Origin of the sequence: Arenimonas soli, assembly GCF_014643775.1 — a bacterium.
GTDB classification, from domain to species: Bacteria; Pseudomonadota; Gammaproteobacteria; order Xanthomonadales; family Xanthomonadaceae; genus Arenimonas; species Arenimonas soli.
The window spans coordinates 102,823-128,515 of sequence record NZ_BMKC01000002.1 but is presented as its reverse complement, the minus strand read 5'-3'; the positions used below and the strand labels follow the sequence as shown (position 1 = coordinate 128,515).

Genomic DNA, 25,693 nt, shown 5'->3' with positions numbered 1-25,693 from the left:
ACACCCGGCCTGGGACCCATGGCGCCGGTACAATGGCGCCATGGATGTTTCCCACCTGCTTGACGACCTCAATCCCGCCCAGCGCGAAGCCGTTTCGGCCCCGCCGGGCCACCTGCTGGTGCTCGCCGGCGCCGGCTCGGGCAAGACCCGCGTCCTGACCCACCGCATCGGCTGGCTGAACGAGGTCGTGGGCGTGCCCGCGCACGGCGTGCTGGCCGTCACCTTCACCAACAAGGCCGCCGCCGAGATGCGTGGCCGCGTGGAAGCCCTGCTGCGCCACGGCAGCCGCGGCATGTGGGTCGGCACCTTCCACGGCCTGGCCCACCGCCTGCTGCGTCTGCACTGGCAGGAAGCGAACCTGCCCGAATCCTTCCAGGTGCTCGACCAGGACGACCAGGTGCGCCTGCTCAAGCGCATCGGCGCCGACCTCGACCTCGACGACGGCCGCTTCCCGCCGCGGCAGATGGCCTGGTGGATCAATGCCCAGAAGGACGAAGGCCGGCGTCCGAAGCACATCCAGCCGGCCGGCGGCGACTTCTACGGCCAGACCATGCAGCGCGTGTACGAGGCCTACGAAGAACGCTGCCAGCGCGCCGGCCTGGTGGACTTCGCCGAACTGCTGCTGCGCGCGCACGAACTGTGGCTGCAGCACCCGGCGCTGCTGCATCACTACCAGCAGCGGTTCCGGCACATCCTGGTCGATGAATTCCAGGACACCAATGCCATCCAGTACGCCTTCGTGCGCGTGCTGGCCGGCGATACCGGCGAAGTGTTCGTGGTTGGCGACGACGACCAGGCCATCTACGGCTGGCGCGGCGCCAAGGTCGAAAACGTGCAGCGTTTCCTGCGCGACTACCCGGGCGCGCGCACCATCAAGCTCGAGCAGAACTATCGTTCGTCGGGCAATATCCTGGCCGCCGCCAACGCCGTGATCGCCCACAACCCCGAACGCGTCGGCAAGCAGCTGTGGACCGCCGACGGCGAAGGCGAACCGATCGACCTGTTCGCCGCCTACAACGAGGTGGACGAGGCGCGCTTCGTCGTCGAACGCATCCAGGCCTGGATCCGCGACGGCGGCAGCGCCGGCGACAGCGCCGTGCTGTACCGCTCGAACGCGCAGTCGCGGGCGATGGAAGAACAGCTCGTGCAGGCCGGCCTGCCCTACCGCGTGTATGGCGGCCAACGCTTCTTCGACCGCATGGAAATCAAGGACGCCCTGGCCTACCTGCGCCTGGTCGCCAACCGCGGCGACGATGCCGCCTTCGAGCGCGCGGTGAACACGCCGCCGCGCGGCATCGGCGGCAAGACCCTGGACGAAGTGCGCCGGCACGCGCGCGAAAAGGCCGTGCCGCTGTTCGCCGCCGCCGAAGCCATGTCCGGCGACGGCAGCGGCCTGGCCGGCCGCGCCCGCAACGCCCTGCGCGGCTTCATCGACCTGATGGCCGGCCTGGAGGCCGACATCCAGGACTCGCCGCTGCACGAACAGTTCGACCACGTCATCACCACCTCCGGCCTGCGCGTTCACTACGCCAACGAATCGCGGGGCCAGCTCGATTCGCGCGTGGACAACCTCGACGAACTGGTGTCGGTGGCCAGCCGCTTCGAACGGCCCGACGACGAAGAACTGGCCGGCATGTCCGACCTGGTCGCCTTCCTGGGCTATGCCGCGCTGGAGGCCGGCGAAGGCCAGGCCGAGGCCGGCGAGGACGGCGTGCAGCTGATGACCCTGCACAGCGCCAAGGGCCTGGAGTTCCCGCACGTGTTCCTGGTGGGCATGGAAGAGGGCCTGTTCCCCAGCGGCCGTTCGCTCGAGGAAAGCGGCCGCCTGGAAGAAGAACGCCGCTTGGCCTACGTCGGCCTGACCCGCGCCCGCCAGAAGCTGGTGCTGTGTTACGCCGAATCGCGCCGCCTGCACGGCATGGAAATGCTGGGCACGCCCTCGCGTTTCCTGCGCGAAATTCCCCAGGGCCTGCTGCGCGAGGTCCGCCCGAAGGTGCAGGTCAGCCGCCCCACCGGCTTCGGCCCGCCGCGTGCGGCGGCCCTGGCCTCCCAGTCCGGGCCCGCGCTGCGCCTGGGCCAGCGCGTGGTGCACCCCAGCTTCGGCATCGGCGTGGTGATGGACGCCGAGGGCAGCGGCTCGCACGCCCGCATCCAGGTCAACTTCGAGGACGGCGGCGCCAAGTGGCTGGTGCTCGGCTACGCCAACCTCCAGCCGGCGTAGCGGAACCGCGACACCTCCTAAACGTTACGTCGTGGCCGATGGGAAAGCAGCTTCCCGGCGAATCGGGGCGATGGCCAGCGTTTGCGGCGCAAGCGCGCGTTGCGCTCTTGATCTTCTGTCGGCCCCGACGTCCATTCCAGGAGGTAGCGTGCAGTCGCCCTGGCCGACCTTCGGAGACATGGATGTCGACGAAGAGCCTACACGGACGTACTTGCGGCGTGTCGGCCAGGGCGACTGCACGCTGCCTCCACCCGCGCAAGGAACTCGTACCGGCGCTTTGCTTGGCCGAACGCCAAGGGCAGGAGATTCGCGCCTGAAGGTGCTCCTACAAGTGACCGGGGGAAGTCGGCATACTTCGCGGTGAACACATCGCAGCAACCCGGGGAATGCGAATGAAACGACGTGAACTCCTGCGTGGCGCCGGCCTGGCCGCCGTGGCGACCGGCCTGGCGGCCTGTGGCGCCCGCCCCGAAGGCGCGGCCGACGGGGGTCCCACGGCGTCCACCGAGCGCCTGCAGTGGAAGATGGTGACCTCCTGGCCCACCAACTTCCCGGGACTGGGCACCGGCGCGGCCAAGCTGGCCGCGATGATCACCGCCGCCAGTGGTGGCCGGCTCACGGTCAAGGTCTATGGTGCTGGCGAACTGGTGCCGGCCTTCGAAGTCTTCGACGCCGTCGGCCGCGGCACCGCCGAAATGGGCCACTCCGCCAGCTATTACTGGAAGGGCAAGGCCGCCGCGGCGCCGTTTTTCTGCGCCGTGCCCTTCGGGCTCAACGCCCAGGAGATGAACGGCTGGCTCTACGAGGGCGGTGGCCTGGAAATCTGGCGCGAACTCTACGCGCACTTCGGCCTGGTGCCGTTCCCGGCCGGCAACACCGGCGTGCAGATGGCCGGCTGGTTCCGCAAGCCGGTGGAGTCGCTGGCCGACCTGCAGGGCCTGAAGATGCGCATCCCCGGCCTGGGCGGGGAAGTGATGGCGCGCGTGGGCGCGACGCCGGTGAACCTGCCCGGCGCCGAGATCTTCAGCTCGCTGCAGACCGGCGCGATCGATGCCGCCGAATGGGTGGGGCCGTACAACGACCTGGCGTTCGGCCTGCACCGCGCCGCCAAGTATTGCTACTACCCGGGCTGGCAGGAGCCGGGCCCCACGCTCGAGTGCATGGTCAACAAGGCCGCCTTCGACGCCCTGCCGCAGGACCTGCGCGACATCGTCGATGCCTGCTGCCGCGCGGTGAACGACGCGATGCTGGCCGAATACACCGCCCGCAACCAGCAGGCGCTCGACCGCCTGGTGCGCGAACACGACGTCGAACTGCGGCAACTGCCCGACGACGTGCTGCTGGCCCTGCGCCGCGCCTCGGACAAGGTGCTCGAGGAAACCGCGGCCGCCGACCCGATGGCCCGGCGTGCGCTCGATTCCATGCGTGCCTTCCAGGCCCAGGCCAAGGCCTGGCACGCGGTGTCGGAAGAGGCCTACTACGCCACCCGCGGTTGACTGCGCCGGAAGTCATGCCCGGGCGGCGCCAGGCAAACCGCGCCTGAACGCTGCGGCACCCCAGTGACTTCAGGGACGGCCGCCGGTCCCGCCAACTTGCGTACTTTCACATCACGATCACAAATTCGAGATGTGTCATGCGCAGTTGGGTTTACCGCGCAGCCTGGGTGGCTGCTTCCCTGTTCGTCGTCGTTGGCGCGGTTTTCGCCATCGCCTGGCTCAAGACCGAGGCCGACCTGGCCCGCGTCTACGAGGTCGCCGATCCGCCGCTGCCCATGACCAGCGCCCCCGAGGCCCTGGCCCGCGGCGAACACCTGTACACCGTCACCGGCTGCGTGGAATGCCACGGCGAAGCCGGCCGCGGCAAGGTCTTCATCGATGCCGGCCCGGTGGCCTTCGTCGTCGCACCCAACCTCACGCCCGCGGCCATGGGCGAACGCTACGATGCCGACGCCCTGGGCGTGGCCATCCGCCACGGCGTGGGTCCCGACGGGCGCCCGCTGCGGGTGATGCCCTCCACCGATTTCATGAACCTGTCCGACGAGGACACGGCCGCTCTGGTCGCCTACCTGCAGGCCTTGCCGGCCTCGGGCAACCAGCCCGGCACGACCGATATCCGGCCGCTGGGACGGGTGATGGCGCTGTTCGGAAAGCTGCACCTGGTGCCCGCGGCCGACATCGACCACGCGCCGCGCACGCGCACCGCGCCGCCGGCCGGCGCCACCGCCGAATACGGCGCCTACCTCGCCCAGGTCTGCACCGGCTGCCATGGCATGGCCTGGACCGGCCAGCGCGTGCCGGGCACGCCGCCCGAGCTGCCGCCCGCGCCCAACCTCACCGCCCACGCCACCGGCCTGCAGGGCTGGACCGAAGCCGACTTCCTGCGCGTGTTCCGCGAAGGCAAGCGCCCCGACGGCGGCGACGTGCATCCGTTCATGCCCTGGCGCAGCTATGGCCAGATGAGCGACGTGGAAATGCAGGCGATATGGAAACACCTCTCGGCCCTGCCGCCGACCGAAGGCCTGCCGCGCCGGGCGCCGGGCTGAGTCCCGGCCGGATCAGCCGTAGAGGTAATCGGGCAGCGCGGTGGCCAGCCACGGAAAGGTCGCCACCGCCGCCAGCATCAGCAGCTGCAGGCCGATGAAGGGCAGCACGCCGCGGTAGACGTCGCTGGTGCGCAGCCCCGGCGGCGCCACGCCGCGAAGGTAGAACAGCGCGAAGCCGAAGGGCGGGGTCAGGAAGCTGGTCTGCAGGTTGATCGCCATCATCACGCCCAGCCAGACCGGGTCCACGCCCAGCGCCAGCAGCACCGGTCCGACGATGGGAACGACCACGAACACGATTTCGATGAAGTCGAGCACGAAACCCAGCACGAACATCAGCAGCATCACCGCCACGATAGCGCCCCAGGTGCCGCCGGGCAGGCCGGTCAGCGCGGCGTGCACCAGCTCGTCGCCGCCGTAGCCGCGGAACACCAGCGAAAACAGCGCCGCGCCCACCAGGATGGCGAACACCATCGCCGTCACCTTCACGGTTTCGCGCGCCACTTCCACCAGGCGTGCGAAACCCAGGCGGCCATAGCGCGCCGCGAACGCCGTCGCCCCGACGGCGCCAACCGCCGCGGCTTCGGTGGGCGTGGCGAACCCGCCCAGGATGGCGCCCAGCACCAGGCCGATCAGGGCCAGCGGCGGCACGATGGCCTTCACCAGCTGCCACCACGAACGCGGCGCCAGGTCGCGCAGCGCCGGCGCGCGCTCGGGCTGGCGCCAGGCCACCCACAGCGCATAGGCCAGGTACAGGCCGACCAGGCCGAGCCCGGGCAGCAGTGCACCGGCGAACAGGTCGCCTACCGATACCGTTTCGGGCGCGAACACGCCCTGCTGCAGCTGCGCCTGCTGGTAGGCATTGCCCAGCTGGTCGCCCAGCAGCACCAGCACGATCGAGGGCGGGATGATCTGGCCCAGGGTGCCGGAGGCGCAGATGGCGCCGCTGGCCAGGCGCGGGCAATACCCGTGGCGCAGCATGGTCGGCAGCGAGATCAGGCCCATCGCCACGACGGTGGCACCAACGATGCCGGTGGACGCGGCCAGCACCGCGCCGACCAGCAGCACCGCCACCACCAGGCCGCCGCGCTTGCGCCCGAACAGCGAGGCCACGGCTTCAAGCAATGACTCGGCGATGCGTGATCGTTCCAGCATCACGCCCATGAACACGAACAGCGGCACCGCGACCAGGGTTTCGTTGGTCATCACGCCGAACATGCGGTTCGGGAAGGCCTGCAGGAAACTCGGGTCGAACAGCCCCAGCACGATGCCGGCCGCCGCCGACAGCAGCGCCACGCCGCCCAGCACGAAGGCCACCGGATAGCCGCTGGCCAGGCCCGCGAACAGGCCCAGCAGCAGCACGAGCAGCATCCACGCCTGGGGTTCGAACACGGTCAGGGATCCTGGCGCGAGGTGGCGCGACCCAGCGCGCGCGAAGTTTCGGCCAGGCCCTGCAGCAGCAGCAGCGCCGCCGACACCGGCACCAGTGCCTTGAGCAGGTACCAGCCGGGCAGGCCGCCGGGATCGCGCGAACCTTCCCGCGCCGCCCAGCTGGCGGCGACGTAGTCCCAGCTCATCGCCACGATGAACACGCACAGCGGCAACAACAGCAGCACGCCGGCGCCGACCTCGACCCAGGCGCGGGTGCGCGGCGACCAGCGCTGGGAAAACACGTCCACGCGCACGTGCGCGCCGTGCCGCAGCGCGTAGGCCAGGCCCAGCAGGAAGATGGCCGCGTGCAGCCACAGCACCGCTTCCTGCGCCGCCACCGAGCCGATGCCAAGCCCGTAGCGCGCGACCACCAGGCCAAACACCAGCGCGACCAGCGCAAGCGCCATCAGCGCCGCCAGCCGGCCCGCCAGTTCACTCAGCGCATCGGCCCAGGCCCGGGCCGCGGCGGTCAATCCCACTCGTAGATCGTCCAGTACACCGGCGATACCGTCTTGACTCCGTCGTCGCGGTTGAGCTTGCCGTTGCCGTCGGTGTCCATCAGGTAGTAGGGCACGCCGCGTTCGGGCGTGACCTTCACCATGTACAGCACGCCGTTCTGGCGGTATTCCTCGACCCTGTCGCCGTTCTTTTCGGTACGGATGCTCACGGCAGGCAGTTCGTCGCCTTCGGCGGTGGCCTGCACCTTCTCGGGGATCGGTGCTTCTTCGCGTGCGGCCGGTTCGCTGGCCGCGGGTTCCGCGGGCGGTCCGCCATCCTGGGCGGCCAGGGCGAGAAGCAGGGGGATCAGGGCGTTCATGGCGGGCTCCTGCACGCGGGAGGATCAGCATGGCAAAAGCGCCCGGGGTGCTCAAGCGGAACCGCCTGGACGCGTAGAATCGACCGCCTGCCGAACCGGACCCCCGCCATGTCCCGCCTCGTCCTCATCGACGGATCGTCCTACCTCTACCGCGCCTTCCATGCCCTGCCGCCGCTGACCGCGCCCGACGGCTCGCCCACCGGCGCCCTGTTCGGCATCGTCAACATGCTGCGCGCCACGCTGAAGGAAAACCCGGATTTCGCCGCCTTCGTGGTGGACGCCTCGGGCCCGACCTTCCGCGACCGGATGTACGCCGAGTACAAGGCCAACCGCCCGCCCATGCCCGACGAGCTGCGCGCCCAGGTCGAGCCGATGATGCAGATCGTCGAGGCCCTGGGGTTTCCCATCCTGCGCGTCTCCGGCGTCGAGGCCGACGACGTCATCGGCACCCTGGCCCTGCAGGCCCAGGCCGACGGCATCCCGGTCACCATTTCCACCAGCGACAAGGACTTCGCCCAGCTGGTGCGCCCGGGCATCACGCTCACCAACACCATGACCGGCAGCGTCACCGACGAGGCCCGGGTGAAGGAAAAGTTCGGCGTGCGCCCCGACCAGATCATCGACCTGCTGGCGCTGATGGGCGACAGCGTCGACAACGTGCCGGGCATCGACAAGTGCGGGCCCAAGACCGCCGCCAAGTGGCTGGCCCAGTACGACAGCCTGGACGGCGTGATGGCCAACGCCGCCGAGGTCAAGGGCAAGATCGGCGACAACCTGCGCGCCGCGCTCGGCCGTCTGCCGCTCAACCGCGACCTGGTGACCATCAAGACCGACGTGCCGCTCGACCAGGGTCCGCGCGAGCTCAAGCTGCGCGGCCGCGACGTCGACGCCCTGCGCGAGCTTTACACCCGCTACGGTTTCACCGCCGCCCTGCGCGAACTCGACGGCGGCAAGACCGACCCGGCCACGCGCCCGGCCCAGGCCACCCTCGCCGCCGCCCAGGCCAGCGCCGATGCCGAGGCCGCGCCCGACCCGGCGCTGGCCGCCAAGGGCGAATACGAATGCATCACCGATCAAGCCGCGCTGGCGACGTGGGTTGAGCGACTTCGCAAGGCGCCACTGGTCTCCTTCGACACCGAAACCGATTCGCTCGATCCCATGCGCGCCAACCTGGTCGGCCTGAGCTTCGCGGTCGAACCGGGCAAGGCCTGCTACATCCCGGTTGGCCACGATTACCCGGGCGCCCCGGCGCAGCTGCCGCGCGACCAGGTGCTCGACGCGCTGCGCCCGGTGCTTGAAGACGCCGGCAAACCCAAGCTCGGCCAGCACGGCAAGTACGACCTGCACGTGCTGCGTCGCCACGGCCTGGACGTGCGCGGCTATGCCGAGGACACCATGCTGGAAAGTTTCGTCTGCAATGCCGGCGGCCTGCGCCATGACATGGACAGCCTGGCGCGCAGGTACCTAGGCTACGAAACCATCAAGTACGAACAGGTGGCCGGCAAGGGCGCCAAGCAGATCCTGTTCTCGGCGGTGGCCCTGGACGACGCCACCAATTACGCCGCCGAAGACGCCGACGTCACCCTGCGCCTGCACGGCGTGCTGTCGGAAAAGCTCGCCGCCGAACCCAGCCTGCAGGCCGTCTACCGCGACATCGAAATGCCGCTGGTGCCGGTGCTTGCACGCATGGAGGCCACCGGCGTGCTGGTGGACGCCGCCGAACTGCGCCGCCAGAGTTCGGACCTGTCGCAGCGCATGATGGCCGCGCAGCAGCGCGCGCATGAAATCGCCGGCCGCGCCTTCAACCTCGATTCGCCCAAGCAGCTCGGCGCACTGTTGTTCGACGAACTCAAGCTGCCGGTGGTGGTGAAGACCCCGGGCGGCGCGCCGTCCACCAACGAAGAAGCCCTGGAGGCGATCGCCGATCAGCATGAACTGCCGAAGCTGGTGCTCGAGTACCGCGGCCTGGCCAAGCTGCGCAACACCTACACCGACAAGCTGCCCGAGATGATCAACCCCGACACCGGCCGCGTGCACACCAGCTACCACCAGGCCGGCGCCGCCACCGGCCGGCTGAGTTCGAACGACCCGAACCTGCAGAACATCCCGATCCGCACCCCCGACGGCCGCCGGATCCGCACCGCCTTCATCGCCCCGAAGGGCCGCAAGATCGTCGCCTGCGACTACTCGCAGATCGAGCTGCGGATCATGGCGCACCTTTCCGGCGACGAAGGGCTGCTGCGCGCTTTCGAATCGGGCCAGGACGTGCACAAGGCCACCGCCGCCGAAGTCTTCGGCGTTTCGCTCCCTGACGTGAGCGGCGACCAGCGCCGCGCCGCCAAGGCGATCAACTTCGGCCTGATGTACGGCATGAGCGCCTGGGGCCTGGCGCGCCAGCTGGGCATCGGCCGCGGCGAGGCGCAGGACTACATCGCGCTCTACTTCAGCCGCTACCCCGGCGTGCGCGACTACATGGAGCGCGTGCGCCAGCAGGCGCGCGAACAGGGTTACGTCGAAACCGTGTTCGGCCGTCGCCTGCAGCTCAACGAAATCCACTCGCGCAACCAGGCCCAGCGCGCCGGCGCCGAACGCGCGGCGATCAACGCGCCGATGCAGGGCACGGCGGCCGACATCATCAAGCGGGCCATGGTCACCGTGGACCAGTGGCTCGACGGCCACCGCGACCAGGCGGCGATGCTGATGCAGGTGCACGACGAACTGGTGTTCGAGGCCGAGGGCGGTTTCGTGGATACCCTGGTGGCCGAAGTCCGCCAGCGCATGGTGGCCGCGGCGGACCTGAAGGTGGCGCTGGTGGTGGACGTCGGGGTGGGCGAAAACTGGGACCAGGCGCACTGACCGGGGTCCGGGAATACGCTTAGATATCAACCGCTTGCGGTCAGGTGAACGCGTCCTGAATCGAACAATGTTTTAACGCGCCTGTTCACGAACTTCTCATGCGCGGGGGGGTCTACTAGGCGCGTCGGATGCAAGGTCCGGCGCCGGATCACTCCCTCCCCTGAGTGGATCCAATCGGAGCAGGGTTCTCCCCAACCTGCGCTCCAACCCCTGACCCCGCGGGCTTCCCCTGGCCCGCGGGGTTTTTATTTGCCCGCCGGCAGCTCGGACAGCCAGTCGCGGGGCCGCAGGTAGTCGGCCAGGCGGGCTTCGGGGCTGCCCGGGGCGGGGCGGAAGTCGTATTCGAAGCGGACCCGGGGCGGCAGGCTCATCAGGATCGATTCGGTGCGGCCGCCGCTTTGCAGGCCGAACAGCGTGCCCCGGTCCCAGACCAGGTTGAACTCCACGTAGCGGCCGCGCCGGTAAAGCTGGAACTCCCGCTCGCGGTCCCCGTAGGGCGCGTCCTTGCGGCGTTCCACGATAGGCAGGTAGGCGTCCAGGAAGCCCGCACCCACCGCCCTGGTGTAGTCGAAACAGGCCTCGAACCCGTCCGCATGCAGGTCGTCGTAGAACAGCCCGCCCACCCCGCGGGTTTCATCCCGGTGCTTGAGGTGGAAATACCGGTCGCACCAGGCCTTGTGCTCGGCGTAGCGCTGGTCGCCGAAGGGGGCGCACAGGTCGCTGGCCACCTGGTGCCAGTGCCGTACGTCTTCGTCCACCGGGTAGAACGGCGTCAGGTCGAATCCGCCGCCGAACCACCAGATCGGTTCGCGCCCTTCCGGCCGGGCCTCGAAGAAGCGCACGTTCGCGTGCGAGGTGGGCACGTGCGGGTTGCGCGGGTGGATCACCAGCGACACCCCCGCCGCCCGCCAGGGCGCACCCGCCAGCTCGGGCCGGTGTGCGCTGGCCGAGCCCGGCAGCGAGGGGCCGGACACGTCGGAGAAGTTCACCCCGGCCTGCTCGAACACCGCGCCTTCCTTCAAGACCCGGGTACGACCACCGCCCGCCATGGAGGGCCCCTTGCTGGGATCGGCGCGTTCGCGCGTCCACGCGTCCTGCTCGAAGCGGCCACCGTCCACCGACTCCAGCCCCGCGCAAATGCGGTCCTGCAGGTCGCGGAGAAAGGCGTGCACGGCGTTGAAATCGGTCATGGCGGTGTCGGTTCGTGGCTGGTGGCCATGATAGCCGCCCGCGCCGGCCGCTATAATCGCCGCCAGCAATGAACTCCCCCATTCCCCCGCGCCTGCGCGTCACGGCCGACACCGGAACCGACGCCCTGGTCGCCTTCATCTTCGGAACCGCCGCCGCCGTGCCCAGCGCGGTCGACTGCGGCCTGCTGGCCGGCCCGCCGGTCGAGGCCTGGTGCGGCAACGGCCACTACCTCGTGCGCCTGATAGAGCAGCCCGAAACCGGCGGCGACATCGAAACCGCCACGGCCCAGGCCTATGCCCGGCTGCTGGCCGAAGTGCGGCCGTCCACGCACCCCTACCTGATCCGCATCTGGAACTACTTCGCCGCCATCAACGAAGGCGAAGGCGACCAGGAGCGCTACCGGCGGTTCTGCGTCGGCCGCGCCGGCGCCGTGGACGGCATGTTCAACCAGCCGCCGCCGGCAGCCACGGCGATCGGCAGCGACGGCCTGCCGGGCCGGCTGCAGGTGGTGGCGCTGTGTTCGAAGACGCCGGCCATCGCACTGGAAAACCCCCGGCAGACGCCCGCCTGGCGCTACCCGCGCGAACACGGGCCGGTCTCGCCCGGTTTCTCGCGCGGCGCGGTGCTCGATGCCGACACGGTGAAGCCGCGGCTGCTGGCCTCGGGCACGGCCAGCATCGTCGGCCATGTGTCGCAGCACGTCGGCGACTTCGCCGCCCAGCTGCGCGAAAGCCTGGACAACCTGGCCACGCTGCTCGACCAGGGCCACCAGGCCACCGGCCGCGAGTTCCCGCTGGCCCAGTGCGAAGCGCTGCGCGTGTACCTGCGACACCCCGCCGACCTGGCCGCCGCCCAGGCCATCCTGGCCACGGCCGGCCTGCCGGGCGAACGCATCAGCTACCTGCGCGGCGACGTCTGCCGCCGCGACCTCGACGTCGAACTCGAAGGCGTGTTCGTGGCGGCCTGAGGCCGCCTTATTTCAGGTTGTCGTCGAACAGTTCGTAGATGCGCCGGTACTGGTCGTACCAGCTTTCCGGGTGCTGGTAGGCGTGGCGTTCCAGCGGGTAGCTGGCCATGTTCCAGTTGCCTTTCCTTAGCTCGATCAGGCGCTGCGCCAGCCGCACCGAATCCTGGTAGAAGACGTTGTCGTCGATCATGCCGTGGCTGATCAGCAGGTGCCCGCGCAGGTTTTGTGCGTACTCGATCGGCGAGCTGCGCTTGTAGGCCTCCGGGTCCAGGTCGGGCGTATTGAGGATGTTGGACGTGTATTCGTGGTTGTAGCTGGTCCAGTCGGTCACCGGCCGCAGCGCGGCGCCGGCCTTGAACACGTCGGGCGCGCGGAACAGGCCCATGAAGGCCATGAACCCGCCATAGCTGCCGCCGTAGATGCCCACGTTCTCCGCATCGCCCTGGTGCTCGGTGACCATGTACTTCACGCCGTCCAGGTAGTCCTCCAGCTCCGGGTGGCCCATGCGGCGGTAGATCGCCGTGCGCCAGTCGCGGCCGTAGCCTTCCGAGGCGCGGTAGTCCATGTCCAGCACGATGAAGCCGTTCTCCACCAGCAGCTGGTGGAACATCTGCTCGCGGAAATACACCGGCCAGCGGGCGTGCACGTTCTGCAGGTAGCCGGCGCCGTGCACGAACATCACCACCGGGTACTTGCGGCCTTCCTCGAGGGTTTCAGGCCGGTAGAGCTTGGCCCAGACGTTGCCGGCGCCGTGGCTGGACGGCACCTGCACGATTTCGGGGGCGAGCCACTCGCGCGCGGCGAATTCGGCGCTGCGGGTGTCGGTGAGCTTGCGCGCTTCGTCGCCGGCCACCGGCTGCACCGCCAGCTGCGGCGGCACGTGCGACTGCGACCAGCGCAGCAGCAGCTGCGAGCCGTCCGGCGACAGGGTGAAATCCTCGACGCCGTCGAGCGCGGTCACTTCGCGCACCTCGCCGCCGGTGCTGGGCACCGCGCAGACCTCGTAGTCACCCGGCCATTCGCGGTTGCACACGAAGTAGGCGGTGGCGCCATCGGGCGACCACTGCGGCGCGGAAGCTTCCCAGCGACCGGTGGTCAGGCGGTTGGCGCGCTGGCCCGGCACCACGGTGTAGAGATGCGAGAAGCCGGACTCTTCGCTAAGGAACCACAGCGTGCGGCCTCCGGGCAGCCAGCCGAAGTCGTTGAAACCCCAGTTGATCCAGGCCGGGTCGGTCAGCCGGTGCGCGGGCACCAGCTTGCCGCCGGCCAGGTCGACGGTGGCGATCCAGCGGTCCTTGTTGTCCACCGCGCGCGCCATCAGCGCCACGCCGGCGCCGTTGTCGCTCCACAGCAGGCTGTCGATGCGCACCGGGCGGTCGCCCTTGAGCGGGTCCTGGCCCGCGGCCTTGCGCAGTTCCGCCAGCGGGTCGCGGCCGATGCCGGGCAGGGCGGAAAGCGCCAGCCCGCGATGGCTGCCGTCGGCCAGGTCCACCAGCACCAGCTGCTGGCCCTGCGGCGGGTTGCGGCCGACGCGCACGCGCACGTCCTCGGCTTCCTCGTAACCGGTCTCGGTGACGTACTTGGGCATCTTGCCGGCGCGGCCGGATTCGTGGTCCTTGGCTTCGGTGACCACCAGCAGCCAGCGGCCGTCGGGGGACATCGCGCTGTCGGTAATTTCGATCTTGTCGCCCAGGTACACCGGCGCCGCGGCGCGGCTGGGGTCGGCTTCGCGCAGGGCTTCGGCATTCTCACGCTGGGCTTCGCGGAAGGCCTTTTCGCGCGCCAGCTGTTCGCTCAGCCGCAGCTGGTGTTCGCGCAGCGCGTCCTTTTCCGGCTCGGCGGCCGGGTCCTTCTCCGCGCGCGGCAGCGCGGCCGGCTGCACCAGGCGGGTCGCCGAATCCCAGCGGAACCAGTCGTTGCCCACGCGCCAGACGACGCTGCGGCCATCGGCGCCGAAGCGCGGGTCGGCCTCGGCCTCGGTGCTGCGGGTCAGCTGCACCAGCGGACCGCCCAGCAAGCGCAGGAACACGTCGCCATTGCGGATGAAAACCGCCTGCCGGCGGGTCGGGTCGAACACCGGGCGTGCGGCGTCGAGTTCGGCCAGGGCGGCGCCTTCGACCTTCACCGGTTCACCGCCGGCCACCGGCACCGTCCAGGTATCGCGCACCGGGCTGCCTTCCCGCTTCAGCGTGTAAAGCGCGCGCTGGCCGTCCAGCGACCACCAGGCCGATTCAACCGGCGGGCCGATCCAGTCCGGATGGGCCATGGCCTGGTCGAGCGTGAGCGGCGCCTGGGCCTGCGCCGGCAGGGCGCAGGCGGAAACCAGGGCAAGGACGGCAAGGCGAAGTCGCATGGGGGCTCCGGGAGTCAAAACTGGCCGGCAAGCCTAACAAAGCCGGCGCGGCCGGCGCGTGTGCGGCTTTTCCCACCCGGCGTTTGCGGCGACAATCGCCCAACCCAGCGCGGCGATGCCATGCAAGCCTACGTTTACAAATCCCTGCGCAAGCCCGACACCTACCTCTACCTGCGCAAACAGGACGATTTCTCGGTACTGCCGCCGGCGGTGCGCGAACCGCTGGGCGAACTGGTGTTCGTGCTTGAGTTCGCCCTGACCGAAAGCCGGCGCCTGGCCCGCGCCGATCCGGCGGTGGTGCGCGCCAACCTGCAGGCGCACGGCTTCCACCTGCAGTTCCCGCCCACCGTGCTGGACCCGATGGTCGATGGCTGACGCGTCCCGCGCCTGGCAGCCCTGGGCCTGGCTGGCGCTGGGTGTGGGCCTGTCCGCGGCCCTCTTGCTGGGACAGGCCTGGACCGCGCTGGCGGGGCTGCTGGCCCAGCCGGCGTTCACGCTGGGCCTGGCGCGTCTGCGCGGGCTGCGCGCCGAGCTGCCGGCCCCGGTGCAGCGCCGCGACGCCGGCGCCCTGGCCATGCTGTGGGCCCTGGGCCTGGTCGGGCTGTGCCTGGCGGTCGCCTGGCCACTGCAGGCCCTGATTGAAACCGGCACCCTGGCCGCGGCGCTGGGCCTGGGCACGCTGGGCGGCCTGGCGCTGCTGGGCCTGTGGCGGGCCTGGCCGGCCTTTGGCCTGGCCGGGCGTGGCGGCGGGGCGCTACCGGCGCTGGCCGCCCAGGTCGGCACGGGTGGCCCGGCCGACGCGGGCCGCGGTTTCGTGGTGGCCCTGGCGGTGTTCGTGGTCCTGGCGGCCATCCTCGGGCTGTCCTGGCCCGGCCTGCTGCCGGAAACCTTGCGACCAATGGCGGTCGGGGGTTTCGTGGTCCTGTCCCTGGCCGCGCAGACCCTGGTGCAGTCCTTTGGCAAGCCGCCCGAAACCACGGGCAATCGCCTTCCGGCCAACCTGCCGATCGTCGGCGACGACGACGACGCGCCGCCCGCGCCGGCCGAAGAGGGCCAGGACCCGGACCCGGACCAACGCCTGCTCGCCGCCACCCGCGCCGGGCGCATCGAAGCCGCGCTGGCGGCCCTGGCCGATGGCGCCGACCCGGAATCCCTGCCCGACCCCGAGGACCGCGACCAGCGCAGCCTGCCGATGCTGGCCGCCCTGCTGGGCGACCTGCGCCTGCTGCGCGACCTGATCGCCCGCGGCGTTGACCTCAATGCCGAACATGCCGGCCTGACCCCGCTGCTGGCGGCCACCCGCGACAGCTGGCACGGCCGGCCCGAAGCGGTGATGACCCTGCTGGCCAACGGCGCCGACCCGCGCCATGCCGACGCCGACGGCAACACCGCCCTGCACCACGCCGCGCGCAGCACCGACCCGGCGGTGGCGGCGCTGCTGCTCGATGCCGGCGCCACGCTCGAAGCGCTCAACGCCGACGGTTTCAGCGCGCTGGGCGTCGCCTGCGCCAGCGGCAACTGGCGGCTGGCCAAGTTCCTGATCGAACGCGGCGCCAAACCCGAACCCCGGGACGGCCAGCCGGCCCTGCTGGCGGCGGCGGGTGGCGACGACGACCCCGCCGGCGTGCAGTTGCTGCTGCGCCACAAGGCGCGCGTGGATTCCCGCGGCCACGGCCAGCGCTGCGCGCTGCACGTGGCCTGCGCGGCCGGCAATGCCGACGTGGTCGGCTGCCTGCTTGATGCCGGCGCCGACCGCAATGCCCGCGACGCCGAGGGTGCCACGCCCCTGCTCGAAACCGCCCGCCACGCCCAGGCGGCCGTGCTGGCGCGGCTGGCCCGGGCGCGCCCGGATGTTTCCGCGGTGGACGGGCGCGGCCGCAACGCCCTGGTGCTGGCCGCCGAATCCGAAGGCGGCCCGGAATTCCTGCGCCACCTGATCGCCATGGGCGTTGACCCCGAGCAGCGCGACCAGGACGGCCGCCGCGCCCTCGAACACGCCCTGGGCGCGGGCCGCTGGCCGCTGGTGGCCGTGCTCGACCCGACCTACCCGCTGCCGGCCAGCGTCGCCGAAGGCCTGGCCGAAGGCAGCTTCGAGCGCAGCCCGCGCGAACTGCTGCGCGAAGCCCTGGTCGCCGGACGCCTGGAGTCGGCCGAAGCCATGCTGCGCCTGGGCGCCGGCCCCGATGCCACCGGCCTGGCATCGCTGCTGCTCGAATTCGCCGGTGACGCCGACCTGGCGATGTTCGACTGGCTGCTGCGCCATGGCGCGGTCGCCGACACCCGCGTGGACGACCAGGACAGCGTCTTCATGCACCTGCTCGACCGCGGTGGCCTGGCTTGCGGGGCGCTGCAGCGCCTGTTCGACCGTGGCCAGCCGGTGGGTGGGCGCGGCGGCCTGGCGCGCTGGCTGCAGGCCTGCCTGGCCGGCGAACACGTCAGCCGCGGCCACGAAAACATCGCCCTGGCCCTGCTTGAACGCGGCGCCGACGCCTTCGGCGGTGCGCCGGCCGACCCGCCGCTGGGCCTGGCGATCCGCCTGGGCTGGCTGCGCCTGGCCCAGTCCCTGCTGGCGCTGGGGGCCGACCCGAACGATCGCGATGGCCACGGCCACACGCCGCTGCACGCCGCCGCCGCGCTTGGCCGCGAGGGGGCCCTGCAGCTGCTGGTCCGCCACGGCGCCTCGCCGGCGCTGTGCGCGCCCGACGGCCAAACCCCGCTGGGCCTGGCCCTGGCGGCGGAACGGCCGGAACTTTCGCACTGGCTCGAATGGCGGCAGTGGCAGCTGCCGGGACGCACCCTGCAGCCGGCCGACCTGCCCGCCGCCGCGATGGCGGGGGACGCCGAAGCCGTGGGCCGCCTGCTGGAACTGGACCTGCCGGTGGATGCGATCGACGCCCAGGGCTGCACCGCGCTGCTGCGTGCGGCCGGTGGCGGCCACGAGGCGGTGGTCGACCAGTTGCTCGGCCGCGGCGCCGACACCCGTATCGCCGCCCGCACCGGGGCGACGCCGCTTTCGGCGGCGATCAGCATGCGCCACGTCGGCGTGGTCGATCGCCTGCTGCGCGCCGGCGCCGAACCCGACCTGCCGCTGCCCGGTGAAGTGACGCCGCTGATGCTGGCCGCCGCCCTGGGCCAGCCGGAGCTGATCTCGCGCCTGCTAGCGCACGGTGCCGACCCCGAGGCCCGCGACGCCCAGGGCCTGTCGCCGCTGCACTGCGCGGCCCTGCATGCGTTTTCCTCGCGCGACCGCCAGCGCGTGCTGGCGCTGGTGGACGTGTTGCTGCTGGCCGACGTCGAACCCGACGCGCCCAACGCCACCGGGCAGACGCCATTGCTGCTGCTGCTCGGCGCCCGCGCCGAACCCGGCACCGCCTGCGACGAAGAGGTGCTGCTGGCCGGGCTCGAACGCCTGCTGGCCGAAGGCGTGGCGCTCGACGCCGCCGACCAGCGCGGGCTGACGCCGCTGCACCTGGCCGCGATGCACGGGCTGGCGCGCGTGGTCCAGCGCCTGCTGCGCGAAGGGGCCGACCGCCAGGCCCGCGACATCCTGGGGCGCACGCCGCACGACCTGGCGGTGCTGCGTGGATTCGTCGACGTCGCCGCCGAGTTCGAACCGGGCCGGGCCGGCGGACCGCCCTCGCTGGCGCGTTTCCTGCGCGACCGGGACTAGGCGCGGCTAACGCCCGGCGTCGCCGTCGTCTTCGGCGGCCTCGTCGGGGCTGAGGTCGGCTTCGAACAGGGTTTCCAGGTCCGCCAGCGCCTCCTGCGAGGACGCCACCAGCGCGGCCTCGTCGTCGTAGACAAGGTGTTGCCGGCGCAGCAGCTGTTCGTCGTGCTGGCGGAAGCGTTCGGTGTTGCGTTCGGCTTCTTCGGCCGGCACGCCCAGGGCCTGCATCACCTTGCGGCCCATCACCAGGCTGGAGTGGAAGGTTTCGCGGGTGGCGTCGGCGTCCAGGTCCATCAGCCGGAAGGCATGCTGGCGGTTGCGCGCGCGGGCGAACACCTTCAGGTGCGGGTACATGCGCTTGACCAGGCGCGCGGTGCGCACGTTCGCGTCCGGGTCGTCGGTGGTCAGCACGAACACCTCGGCGCGGTCGGCGTGGGCCGCGCGCAGCAGGTCGGCGCGGGCCGGGTCGCCATAGTAGATCTTGGTGCCGAAGCGGCGGGAAACGTCCACCTGGTCGGCGCTGTTTTCCAGCGCGGTGAAGGGGATCTTCTGCGCCCGCATCATGCGCCCGACGATCTGCCCGACGCGGCCGAAACCGGCGATGATCACGCGCGGGTATTCGTGGTCGATGTCGTCCGGTTCGCGCTTTTTTACTTCCGAGGGGTGTTCGCGCAGCCAGCGCGACACCACCAGCAGGATCAGCGGCGTCGCCGCCATGGACAAGCCGATGACCACGAACAGCTGGTCGCGCAGCTGCGCGTCCATGAGCCCGGCCTTGAGCGCTTCGGCAAACACCACGAAACCGAACTCGCCGCCCATCGCCAGCACGGCGCCCAGCTGCACCGCCTGGCGCCAGTCCAGGCCGCCGGTGAATCGGCCCACCGCCAGCAGCATCAGGATCTTGAGCGTCAGCAGGCCCAGCACGCCGCCGGCGATCATCGCCGGCTGGTCGGCAATCACGTCCAGGTCGATGCTCATGCCGATGGCGATGAAGAACAGGCCCAGGAACAGGCCCTTGAAGGGTTCGATATGCGATTCGAGTTCGTGCCGGAACTCCGACTCGGCCAGCAGCACGCCGGCCAGGAACGCACCCAGGCCCATCGACAGCCCGGCCTGGTCCATGATCCAGGCGTTGCCCACCACCACCAGCAGTGCGCTGGCGGTGAACACTTCCACCGACCGCGCCTTGGCCACCACCCGCAGCAGGTGGCGCAGCAGGAAGCGCCCGCCGACCACGACCGCCAGGATCGCGCCGACCGCGACCACCACGCTGTCGAGCGGCGGGGCCGAACGTTCCAGCGCCTTGGCCGCGCCCAGCAGCGGAATCGCCGCCAGCAGCGGGATGGCGATCAGGTCCTGGAACAACAGGATCGCAAAGGCAACCCGTCCGTGTTCGGTGGTCAGTTCCTTGCGTTCGGCCAGCAGCTGCAGGCCCACCGCGGTGGACGACAGCGCCAGGCCCATGCCGATCACCAGTGGCGCCTTCCAGCCGTCCACGCCCAGCGCCGCGATGGCGGCGATGGCGGCCGCCGAGACGAACACCTGCAGGCCGCCGGTGCCGAACACCTTGCGCCGCATCACCCACAGCCGCGCCGGGCTCAGCTCCAGGCCGATCACGAACAGCAGCATCACCACGCCCAGCTCGGACGCGGCCAGCACGTCGTCGGGGTCGGGCACCAGCGACAGCCCGTCGGGCCCGATCACCACGCCGGCGGCCAGGTAACCCAGGATCGCACCCAGGCCCAGCCGCCGGAACAGCGGCACCGCGATGACCGCGGCTATCAGGAACACCAGCAGCAGGGCGAGAAAGCCGGAATTGTGCATGGGGCGATTATGCCCCGGCATCATTGCGTTGAACCGTCACGGGGTGGGTGTTCTACTTCCGCCCACAACGAACTCCGGAGACACAGGCATGAAGTACTGGATGGCCGGCATGCTGCTGGCCTTGGCGGGCTCCGCCCAGGCGGCCGACACCGCCCGCTTCACCGCGGAAGTGGAAGGTACGCTCACCATCGGCACGGAAGGGCAGGTGCTGGATGTGCAGCTCCGGGACGCGGACTGGATGGGCGAGCCGGTGGTCGAGGGCTACCTGCTCAAGATCCGCGGCTGGCGCTTCGAGCCGGTGGTCGAGAACGGCGAACCGGTCAATGCCACCAGCCCCATGCGCCTGCGCCTGGCGGCCTTGCGCAACGACGCCGAAAAGACAGCACGTTTCGCCATCGAACAGGCCTGGTTTCCCGACCCGGAACAATCGCGCGAGCTGCCCGCGGGCATGAAGCGCCACCCGGTCTACCCGGCCGACGCCGCGCGCAATGGCGTCGGCGCCGTGGTGATCCTGGTGGCCCGGGTGGACGCGCAGGGCGTGCCCGAAGACGTGGCGGTGGAGTACCTGCACCTCACCGGCCGCGACCCGGGCAGCCACGGCCGGCGTCTGGCCGGCCAGTTCGTGAAGGCGACCCAGGCCGCCGCCCGCCGCTGGCGGATCGACGGCGCGGATGCCCGGGGATTGGTGCGCATCCCGGTGAAGTACACGCCGCCGGCGTTCTCGCCGCCGCGCGCGGGCTGGGAGCGGGTCTACCCGGTCACGCTTGAAAGCCCGGCCTGGCTGGCCGGGGCACTGGCCGGGGAAGCGCAGGTGCTCGACTTGGCGGCCAACGGCACCCGGGCCTCGTCGAAGCTGCGTCTGCTCACCCCGCTCGACCCGCGCCTGGACGGCTGAGTCCCGGCCAGGGCGGCCACGAAAAAGCCGGCCAAAGGGCCGGCTTTTTCTTTGCGCGTGGACCGGGGGGTCAGCGCTTCATCGAACTGAAGAACTCGTCGTTGGACTTGGTGTTCTTCATCTTCTCGAGCAGGAACTCCATCGCGGCCAGTTCGTCCATCGGGTGCAGCAGCTTCCGCAGGATCCAGATCTTCTGCAGCATGTCCGGCTCGATCAGCAGCTCTTCGCGGCGGGTGCCGGAGCGGTTGATGTTGATGGCCGGGTAGACGCGCTTTTCGGCGATGCGGCGGTCCAGGTGCACTTCGGAGTTGCCCGTGCCCTTGAACTCTTCGTAGATCACCTCGTCCATCTTCGAGCCGGTTTCCACCAGCGTGGTGGCGATGATGGTGAGCGAGCCGCCTTCCTCGACGTTGCGGGCCGCGCCGAAGAAACGCTTCGGGCGGTGCAGGGCATTGGCGTCGACGCCACCGGTGAGCACCTTGCCCGAGCTGGGCACCACGGTGTTGTAGGCGCGGGCCAGGCGGGTGATCGAGTCGAGCATGATGACGACGTCGCGCTTGTGCTCGACCAGGCGCTTGGCGCGCTCGATCACCATTTCGGCGACCTGCACGTGGCGCGCGGCCGGTTCGTCGAAGGTCGAGGAAATGACCTCGCCGCGCACGGTGCGCTGCATCTCGGTCACTTCCTCGGGCCGCTCGTCGATCAGCAGCACGATCAGGTGCACGTCCGGGTGGTTGTGGATGATGGCCTGGGCCACGTTCTGCATCAGCACGGTCTTGCCGGCCTTGGGCGGCGAGACGATCAAGGCGCGCTGGCCCTTGCCGATCGGCGACATCAGGTCCATCACGCGGCCGGTGATGTCCTCGGACGAGCCGTTGCCGCGCTCGAGCTTGAAGCGGGCGCGCGGGAACAGCGGGGTGAGGTTCTCGAACAGCACCTTGCCCTTGGACGCCTCCGGCGGTTCGCCGTTGATGGTGTCCACGACGTTGAGGGCGACATAACGCTCGCCTTCCTTGGGGCTGCGGATGCGGCCGGAGATTTCATCGCCGGTGCGCAGGTTGAAGCGGCGGATCTGGCTGGGCGAGATGTAGACGTCGTCCGGGCCGGCCAGGTAGCTGGCGTCGTCCGAACGCAGGAAGCCGTAGCCGTCGGGCAGGATCTCCAGCACGCCGTCGCCGGCCACGCCCTGCGGGTGGCGGGTGAGCACCTTGAGCAGGGCGAAGGTGACGTCCTGCTTGCGCATGCGCGCCACGCCTTCGTGCAGGCCCAGCTTGTCGGCGATCTCGAGCAGCTTGAAGGCCGGCATGCGCTTGAGGTCGTTGAGGCTGTAGACCGGGAAGTCGGGCGGCAGCTGGGGCAGCGGGCGCTCGTTCTGGCCGCCGTTGCCGCCATTGGCGTTGCCTTCGTCGTCGCCGGGCATGCCGCCGCCGCCGCCACCTTCGCGGCCCTTGAAGCGGTCGCGCTTGTCGCGGAACCGGTCACGCCGATTGCGCCGGCCTTCGCGGCCGCGGTCGCCGCCACCACCCTGGGGGCCACCGTCGCCGCCGCCCTGCTGGCCGCCGTCGTCGTTGCCGCCCTGGCCGCCACTGGACTGGCCACCTCCGGACTGGCCACCGCCGCCGCCCTGGCCGCCACCGCCGCCGGCATCGCCGGAAGCAGCAGGTTCAGCCTTGGCGCGCTCGGGGGCCGGTGCCGAGACAGGCACGGGCGCCGGTGCCGGGGTATCGGCGGCCGGGGCGTCGTTGTTGGGATTTGCGGCGCGCGATTTGCGCGGACGCTTCTCGGCGCTGGCGCCGGAGTCGGTTTCGTTTTCGGACACAGGATTCACCTCGCGAACGCGAGCGTGGGGAGGAAGGGGGTATGGCGAGACATCGGCGCCCGGGGCGCCCGAATGACCTTCAAACTACCACCGCCGGGGGCGGCGCGACAAGCGCCGGTCCCCCGCGGGGCCCCGGGGGACCGGGGCGGGGCGCGTCAAAGCGCCTTGTCTACGAACTGCGCGAGCTGGGCCTTGCCCACCGCGCCGACCTGGGTGGCGTGCACCTTGCCGTCCTTGAACAGCATCAGGGTCGGGATGCCACGCACCGCGTACTGGCGCGGGACCTGCGGGTTGTGGTCGATGTTGAGTTTCACCACCTTGACCTTGCCGGCATACGTGTCGGCCAACTCGTCCACCATCGGGCCGATCATCTTGCAGGGGCCGCACCACTCGGCCCAGAAATCCACCAGCACCGGGGTATCGGACTGGAGCACCTGGGCCTCGAAGTCGGCGTCACCCACATGAAGCACCTGGTCGCTCATGCGTCAAACTCCTGATTTACTTGAAGGTGGCGGCCCGGTCGGGCCTGCCGTTGGGTTAAACTGGGGCGCTTCGAACGGTAAATCAACCGCCATCGGCGGCCCCGGGTTCAGGGCAGTTTGCGACCCCCCGGCCAGGCCGCGCAAGCGCAGAGACGCGCAACCAGAGACCTACATGTCCGACAAACCACTGACCGATATCGCTTTTTCCAGTTTCGAGCTGCATCCGGACCTCCAGGCCGGCCTCGAATCCGCAGGCTTCACCCGCTGCACCCCCATCCAGGCCCTGACCCTGCCGATCGCCCTGCCGGGCGGCGACGTCGCCGGCCAGGCCCAGACCGGCACCGGCAAGACCCTGGCCTTCCTGGTCGCGCTGATGAATCGGCTGCTGACCCGTCCGGCCCTGGCCGACCGCAAGCCCGAAGACCCGCGCGCGCTCATCCTCGCCCCCACCCGCGAACTGGCCATCCAGATCCACAAGGACGCCGTGAAGTTCGGCTCCGACCTGGGCCTGCGTTTCGCCCTGGTCTACGGCGGCGTCGATTACGACAAGCAGCGCGAACTCCTGCAGCAGGGCGTGGACGTCATCATCGCCACCCCCGGCCGCCTGATCGACTACGTCAAGCAGCACAAGGTCGTGTCCCTGCACGCCTGCGAGGTCTGCGTGCTCGACGAAGCCGACCGCATGTTCGACCTGGGCTTCATCAAGGACATCCGCTTCTTGCTGCGGCGCATGCCGATCCGCACCGAGCGCCAGACCCTGCTGTTCAGCGCCACGCTCAGCCACCGCGTGCTGGAACTGGCCTACGAACACATGAACGAGCCCGAGAAGCTGGTCGTCGAAACCGAGACGATCACCGCCGCCCGGGTCCGCCAGCGCGTCTACCTGCCGTCCGACGAAGAAAAGATCCCGCTGCTGATCGGCCTGCTCACCCGCAGCGAAGGCCAGCGCACCATGGTGTTCGTGAACACCAAGGTCTGGGTCGAACGCGTGGCCAAGGCGCTTGAACGTGCCGGCTTCCGGGTCGGCGTGCTGTCGGGCGACGTGCCGCAGAAGAAGCGCGAAACCCTCCTTGGCCGCTTCCAGAAGGGCCAGCTGGACCTGCTGGTGGCCACCGACGTGGCCGCCCGCGGCCTGCACATCGACGGCGTGTCGCACGTCTACAACTACGACCTGCCCTTCGACGCCGAAGACTACGTGCACCGCATCGGCCGCACCGCCCGCCTGGGCGCCGAAGGCGACGCGATCAGCTTCGCCTGCGAGCGCTACGCGATGTCGCTGCCCGATATCGAGGCCTACATCGAACAAAAGCTGCCGGTCGAGCAGGTAACGGCCGAACTGCTGGTGCCGATGCCGCGCACGCCGCGTCCGGTCGAAGGCGACGACGCCGGCGAAACCGAAAGCGTCAGCGCCATCTACCGCGAAGTCCGCGAAGCCAAGGCCGCCGAAGACGAACGCCGGGGCGGCAGCCGTTCGGGCAGCCGCTCGGGTGGCCGCGAAGGTGGTCGTTCCGGAAGTGGCGGCGGCCGTGGTGCCGGCGCCGGCCCGCGCCGCGAACGCCGTCCGGCCGCGGCCGAAGGCGCTCAAGGCGCGCACGCGGCCCCCCAGGACGCGCCAGCCGAAGCCGGCGTCGAACGCCCGGCCCGCCGTCCGGCGCCGTCCTCGCCGATGCTCGAAGACCCGAATGCGCCGGCCCGTAAGCGCCGTCGCCGTCGTCGCGGTCGTCCGGTGGGTGAAGAAGGCGCCGAGGCCGGCGCCGGCGCGCCGCGCGGCGACGCGCCGCGCAAGGAAGCTTCCCGCAGGAAGCCCGACGCCAAGCCCGCGGCCAAGCCGGCCAAGCCCGCCACCGACGCCAAGCCCTCGCTGCTGGGCCGCATCAAGGCCGGCCTGAGCTCCCTGGTCAAGCGCAACCCGCCCGGCAAGCACTGACCGCCCCGCGCCCGCATGGCCCTGCTGCGTTTCGACAACGTCTCGAAAACCTACGCCGGCAGCTCGCCGGCGCTGAGCGACGTCAGCTTCGCGGTGGAGGAGGGCGAAATGCTCTTCGTCACCGGCCACTCGGGCGCCGGCAAGTCCACGCTGCTGCGCCTGGTGCACCTGTCCGAGCGCCCCAGCCGGGGCACCGTGCTGGTGAACGAACGCAACCTGGCCAAGGTGCGCGGCCGCAAGGTGCCGCTGCACCGGCGCCAGGTCGGCGTGGTCTTCCAGGACCATCGCCTGCTGACAGACCGCAGCGTCTTCGACAACGTCGCCCTGCCGCTGCTCATCGCCGGCACGCCGCGCTCGGAAGTCGGCAAGCGCGTGCGCACGGTGCTCGACAAGGTCGGCCTGGGGGATCGCGAACGGGCGCTGCCGCTGCAGCTTTCCACCGGTGAACAGCAGCGCGTGGGCATCGCCCGCGCCCTGGTCGCCCAGCCCCAGCTGCTGGTCGCCGACGAACCCACCGGCAACCTCGACCCGCAGCTGGCGGCCGAGATCATGCAGCTCTTCGCCGCGCTGCCGGCCTCGGGCACCACGGTCATCATCGCCAGCCACGACCTCGCCCTGGTCAAGCGCATGCGCCAGCGCGTGCTGGTGCTCGACCACGGCAAGCTGGTGGACGACATCTCGCCCGAGGACCTGGCGGCGTGAAC

18 protein-coding genes are annotated in these 25,693 nt (G+C 70.5%); 10 read left to right on the top strand and 8 right to left on the bottom strand.

Translation table 11 applies throughout. The features are described 5' to 3' along the window. Nucleotides 1-40: 40 nt before the first annotated feature. The 3 genes from uvrD (at nucleotide 41) to IEX13_RS08700 (ending at nucleotide 4,763) form a co-directional block, all read left to right on the top strand. Entirely contained in the window at nucleotides 41-2,221 is a 2,181-nt protein-coding gene (gene uvrD, locus IEX13_RS08710) for a DNA helicase II (protein WP_188663279.1), read from the top strand. A 392-nt stretch (nucleotides 2,222-2,613) separates the two neighbouring features. Beyond that, the gene (locus IEX13_RS08705) at nucleotides 2,614-3,717 is read left to right on the top strand and encodes a TRAP transporter substrate-binding protein (protein WP_188663277.1); all 1,104 of its coding nucleotides are present in this window, start codon (nucleotides 2,614-2,616) and stop codon (nucleotides 3,715-3,717) included. A 137-nt stretch (nucleotides 3,718-3,854) separates the two neighbouring features. Beyond that, complete coding sequence (locus tag IEX13_RS08700; RefSeq protein ID WP_188663275.1) at nucleotides 3,855-4,763, top strand: c-type cytochrome; 909 nt, start codon at nucleotides 3,855-3,857, stop codon at nucleotides 4,761-4,763. A 12-nt stretch (nucleotides 4,764-4,775) separates the two neighbouring features. Here IEX13_RS08700 and IEX13_RS08695 read toward each other — a convergent pair whose 3' ends face one another. The 3 genes from IEX13_RS08695 to IEX13_RS08685 are packed head-to-tail and all read right to left on the bottom strand — an operon-like array spanning nucleotide 4,776 to nucleotide 7,008. Next, the gene (locus IEX13_RS08695) at nucleotides 4,776-6,152 is read right to left on the bottom strand and encodes a TRAP transporter large permease (protein WP_229668506.1); all 1,377 of its coding nucleotides are present in this window, start codon (nucleotides 6,150-6,152) and stop codon (nucleotides 4,776-4,778) included. A 2-nt stretch (nucleotides 6,153-6,154) separates the two neighbouring features. Next, the gene (locus IEX13_RS08690) at nucleotides 6,155-6,670 is read right to left on the bottom strand and encodes a TRAP transporter small permease subunit (protein ID WP_229668505.1); all 516 of its coding nucleotides are present in this window, start codon (nucleotides 6,668-6,670) and stop codon (nucleotides 6,155-6,157) included. Beyond that, the gene (locus IEX13_RS08685; protein WP_188663273.1) at nucleotides 6,661-7,008 is read right to left on the bottom strand and encodes a DUF2782 domain-containing protein; all 348 of its coding nucleotides are present in this window, start codon (nucleotides 7,006-7,008) and stop codon (nucleotides 6,661-6,663) included. The genes IEX13_RS08690 and IEX13_RS08685 overlap by 10 nt, the downstream gene beginning before the upstream one ends. Before the next feature lie 108 nt (nucleotides 7,009-7,116). Here IEX13_RS08685 and polA point away from each other — a divergent pair, with 108 nt between their 5' ends. Continuing rightward, a complete protein-coding gene (gene polA / locus IEX13_RS08680; RefSeq protein ID WP_188663271.1) occupies nucleotides 7,117-9,864 on the top strand; it encodes a DNA polymerase I in 2,748 nt (915 codons plus the stop codon). A gap of 245 nt (nucleotides 9,865-10,109) precedes the next feature. On the opposite strand, the gene hemF is transcribed toward polA, so the two are convergent. Further along, nucleotides 10,110-11,054 carry an oxygen-dependent coproporphyrinogen oxidase gene (hemF, locus tag IEX13_RS08675; RefSeq protein ID WP_188663269.1) on the bottom strand — a complete coding sequence of 315 codons (945 nt, stop codon included), beginning with the start codon at nucleotides 11,052-11,054 and terminating at the stop codon, nucleotides 10,110-10,112. A gap of 68 nt (nucleotides 11,055-11,122) precedes the next feature. On the opposite strand from hemF, the gene IEX13_RS08670 reads away from it, so the two are divergent. Continuing rightward, nucleotides 11,123-12,022, top strand: coding sequence for a chorismate transformation FkbO/Hyg5 family protein (locus tag IEX13_RS08670; protein ID WP_188663267.1), 900 nt, complete (start codon nucleotides 11,123-11,125; stop codon nucleotides 12,020-12,022). A gap of 7 nt (nucleotides 12,023-12,029) precedes the next feature. Here IEX13_RS08670 and IEX13_RS08665 read toward each other — a convergent pair whose 3' ends face one another. Continuing rightward, a complete protein-coding gene (locus IEX13_RS08665; RefSeq protein ID WP_229668504.1) occupies nucleotides 12,030-14,375 on the bottom strand; it encodes a S9 family peptidase in 2,346 nt (781 codons plus the stop codon). Nucleotides 14,376-14,495: 120 nt separating this feature from the next. Here IEX13_RS08665 and IEX13_RS08660 point away from each other — a divergent pair, with 120 nt between their 5' ends. Both IEX13_RS08660 and IEX13_RS08655 read left to right on the top strand, forming a co-directional pair. Continuing rightward, entirely contained in the window at nucleotides 14,496-14,750 is a 255-nt protein-coding gene (locus IEX13_RS08660) for a YcgL domain-containing protein (RefSeq protein ID WP_188663265.1), read from the top strand. Then, nucleotides 14,743-18,045, top strand: coding sequence for an ankyrin repeat domain-containing protein (locus tag IEX13_RS08655; RefSeq protein WP_188663264.1), 3,303 nt, complete (start codon nucleotides 14,743-14,745; stop codon nucleotides 18,043-18,045). Before IEX13_RS08660 ends, IEX13_RS08655 begins: the two co-directional genes overlap by 8 nt. 6 nt (nucleotides 18,046-18,051) lie before the next feature. On the opposite strand, the gene IEX13_RS08650 is transcribed toward IEX13_RS08655, so the two are convergent. Further along, a complete protein-coding gene (locus IEX13_RS08650; RefSeq protein ID WP_188663261.1) occupies nucleotides 18,052-19,866 on the bottom strand; it encodes a monovalent cation:proton antiporter-2 (CPA2) family protein in 1,815 nt (604 codons plus the stop codon). A gap of 88 nt (nucleotides 19,867-19,954) precedes the next feature. Between IEX13_RS08650 and IEX13_RS08645 the strand changes: the two genes are divergently transcribed. Then, complete coding sequence (locus IEX13_RS08645) at nucleotides 19,955-20,761, top strand: energy transducer TonB (protein ID WP_188663259.1); 807 nt, start codon at nucleotides 19,955-19,957, stop codon at nucleotides 20,759-20,761. A 70-nt stretch (nucleotides 20,762-20,831) separates the two neighbouring features. Here IEX13_RS08645 and rho read toward each other — a convergent pair whose 3' ends face one another. Beyond that, nucleotides 20,832-22,580 carry a transcription termination factor Rho gene (gene rho / locus IEX13_RS08640; RefSeq protein WP_188663257.1) on the bottom strand — a complete coding sequence of 583 codons (1,749 nt, stop codon included), beginning with the start codon at nucleotides 22,578-22,580 and terminating at the stop codon, nucleotides 20,832-20,834. Between the two features lie 155 nt (nucleotides 22,581-22,735). Continuing rightward, nucleotides 22,736-23,062 (bottom strand): thioredoxin TrxA, encoded by a 327-nt coding sequence (gene trxA, locus IEX13_RS08635; RefSeq protein ID WP_188663255.1) that lies wholly within the window; start codon nucleotides 23,060-23,062, stop codon nucleotides 22,736-22,738. A 172-nt stretch (nucleotides 23,063-23,234) separates the two neighbouring features. Between trxA and rhlB the strand changes: the two genes are divergently transcribed. Beyond that, nucleotides 23,235-24,989: an ATP-dependent RNA helicase RhlB gene (gene rhlB, locus IEX13_RS08630; RefSeq protein WP_188663253.1), complete on the top strand. Its 1,755-nt coding sequence runs from the start codon at nucleotides 23,235-23,237 to the stop codon at nucleotides 24,987-24,989. A gap of 15 nt (nucleotides 24,990-25,004) precedes the next feature. Continuing rightward, nucleotides 25,005-25,691, top strand: coding sequence for a cell division ATP-binding protein FtsE (gene ftsE, locus IEX13_RS08625; protein WP_188663251.1), 687 nt, complete (start codon nucleotides 25,005-25,007; stop codon nucleotides 25,689-25,691). Nucleotides 25,692-25,693 lie beyond the last annotated feature (2 nt).

Excerpts from the sequence above, each read along its gene's own strand:
- IEX13_RS08685 (WP_188663273.1), bottom strand. The coding sequence starts at position 7,008 with ATGAACGCCCTGATCCCCCTGCTTCTCGCCCTGGCCGCCCAGGATGGC.
- IEX13_RS08670 (WP_188663267.1), top strand. The coding sequence starts at position 11,123 with ATGAACTCCCCCATTCCCCCGCGCCTGCGCGTCACGGCCGACACCGGA.
- trxA (WP_188663255.1), bottom strand. The coding sequence starts at position 23,062 with ATGAGCGACCAGGTGCTTCATGTGGGTGACGCCGACTTCGAGGCCCAG.
- uvrD (WP_188663279.1), top strand. The coding sequence starts at position 41 with ATGGATGTTTCCCACCTGCTTGACGACCTCAATCCCGCCCAGCGCGAA.
- IEX13_RS08705 (WP_188663277.1), top strand. The coding sequence starts at position 2,614 with ATGAAACGACGTGAACTCCTGCGTGGCGCCGGCCTGGCCGCCGTGGCG.
- IEX13_RS08665 (WP_229668504.1), bottom strand. The coding sequence starts at position 14,375 with ATGCGACTTCGCCTTGCCGTCCTTGCCCTGGTTTCCGCCTGCGCCCTG.
- IEX13_RS08700 (WP_188663275.1), top strand. The coding sequence starts at position 3,855 with ATGCGCAGTTGGGTTTACCGCGCAGCCTGGGTGGCTGCTTCCCTGTTC.
- hemF (WP_188663269.1), bottom strand. The coding sequence starts at position 11,054 with ATGACCGATTTCAACGCCGTGCACGCCTTTCTCCGCGACCTGCAGGAC.
- polA (WP_188663271.1), top strand. The coding sequence starts at position 7,117 with ATGTCCCGCCTCGTCCTCATCGACGGATCGTCCTACCTCTACCGCGCC.
- rhlB (WP_188663253.1), top strand. The coding sequence starts at position 23,235 with ATGTCCGACAAACCACTGACCGATATCGCTTTTTCCAGTTTCGAGCTG.
- IEX13_RS08655 (WP_188663264.1), top strand. The coding sequence starts at position 14,743 with ATGGCTGACGCGTCCCGCGCCTGGCAGCCCTGGGCCTGGCTGGCGCTG.
- IEX13_RS08660 (WP_188663265.1), top strand. The coding sequence starts at position 14,496 with ATGCAAGCCTACGTTTACAAATCCCTGCGCAAGCCCGACACCTACCTC.
- IEX13_RS08650 (WP_188663261.1), bottom strand. The coding sequence starts at position 19,866 with ATGCACAATTCCGGCTTTCTCGCCCTGCTGCTGGTGTTCCTGATAGCC.
- ftsE (WP_188663251.1), top strand. The coding sequence starts at position 25,005 with ATGGCCCTGCTGCGTTTCGACAACGTCTCGAAAACCTACGCCGGCAGC.
- IEX13_RS08645 (WP_188663259.1), top strand. The coding sequence starts at position 19,955 with ATGAAGTACTGGATGGCCGGCATGCTGCTGGCCTTGGCGGGCTCCGCC.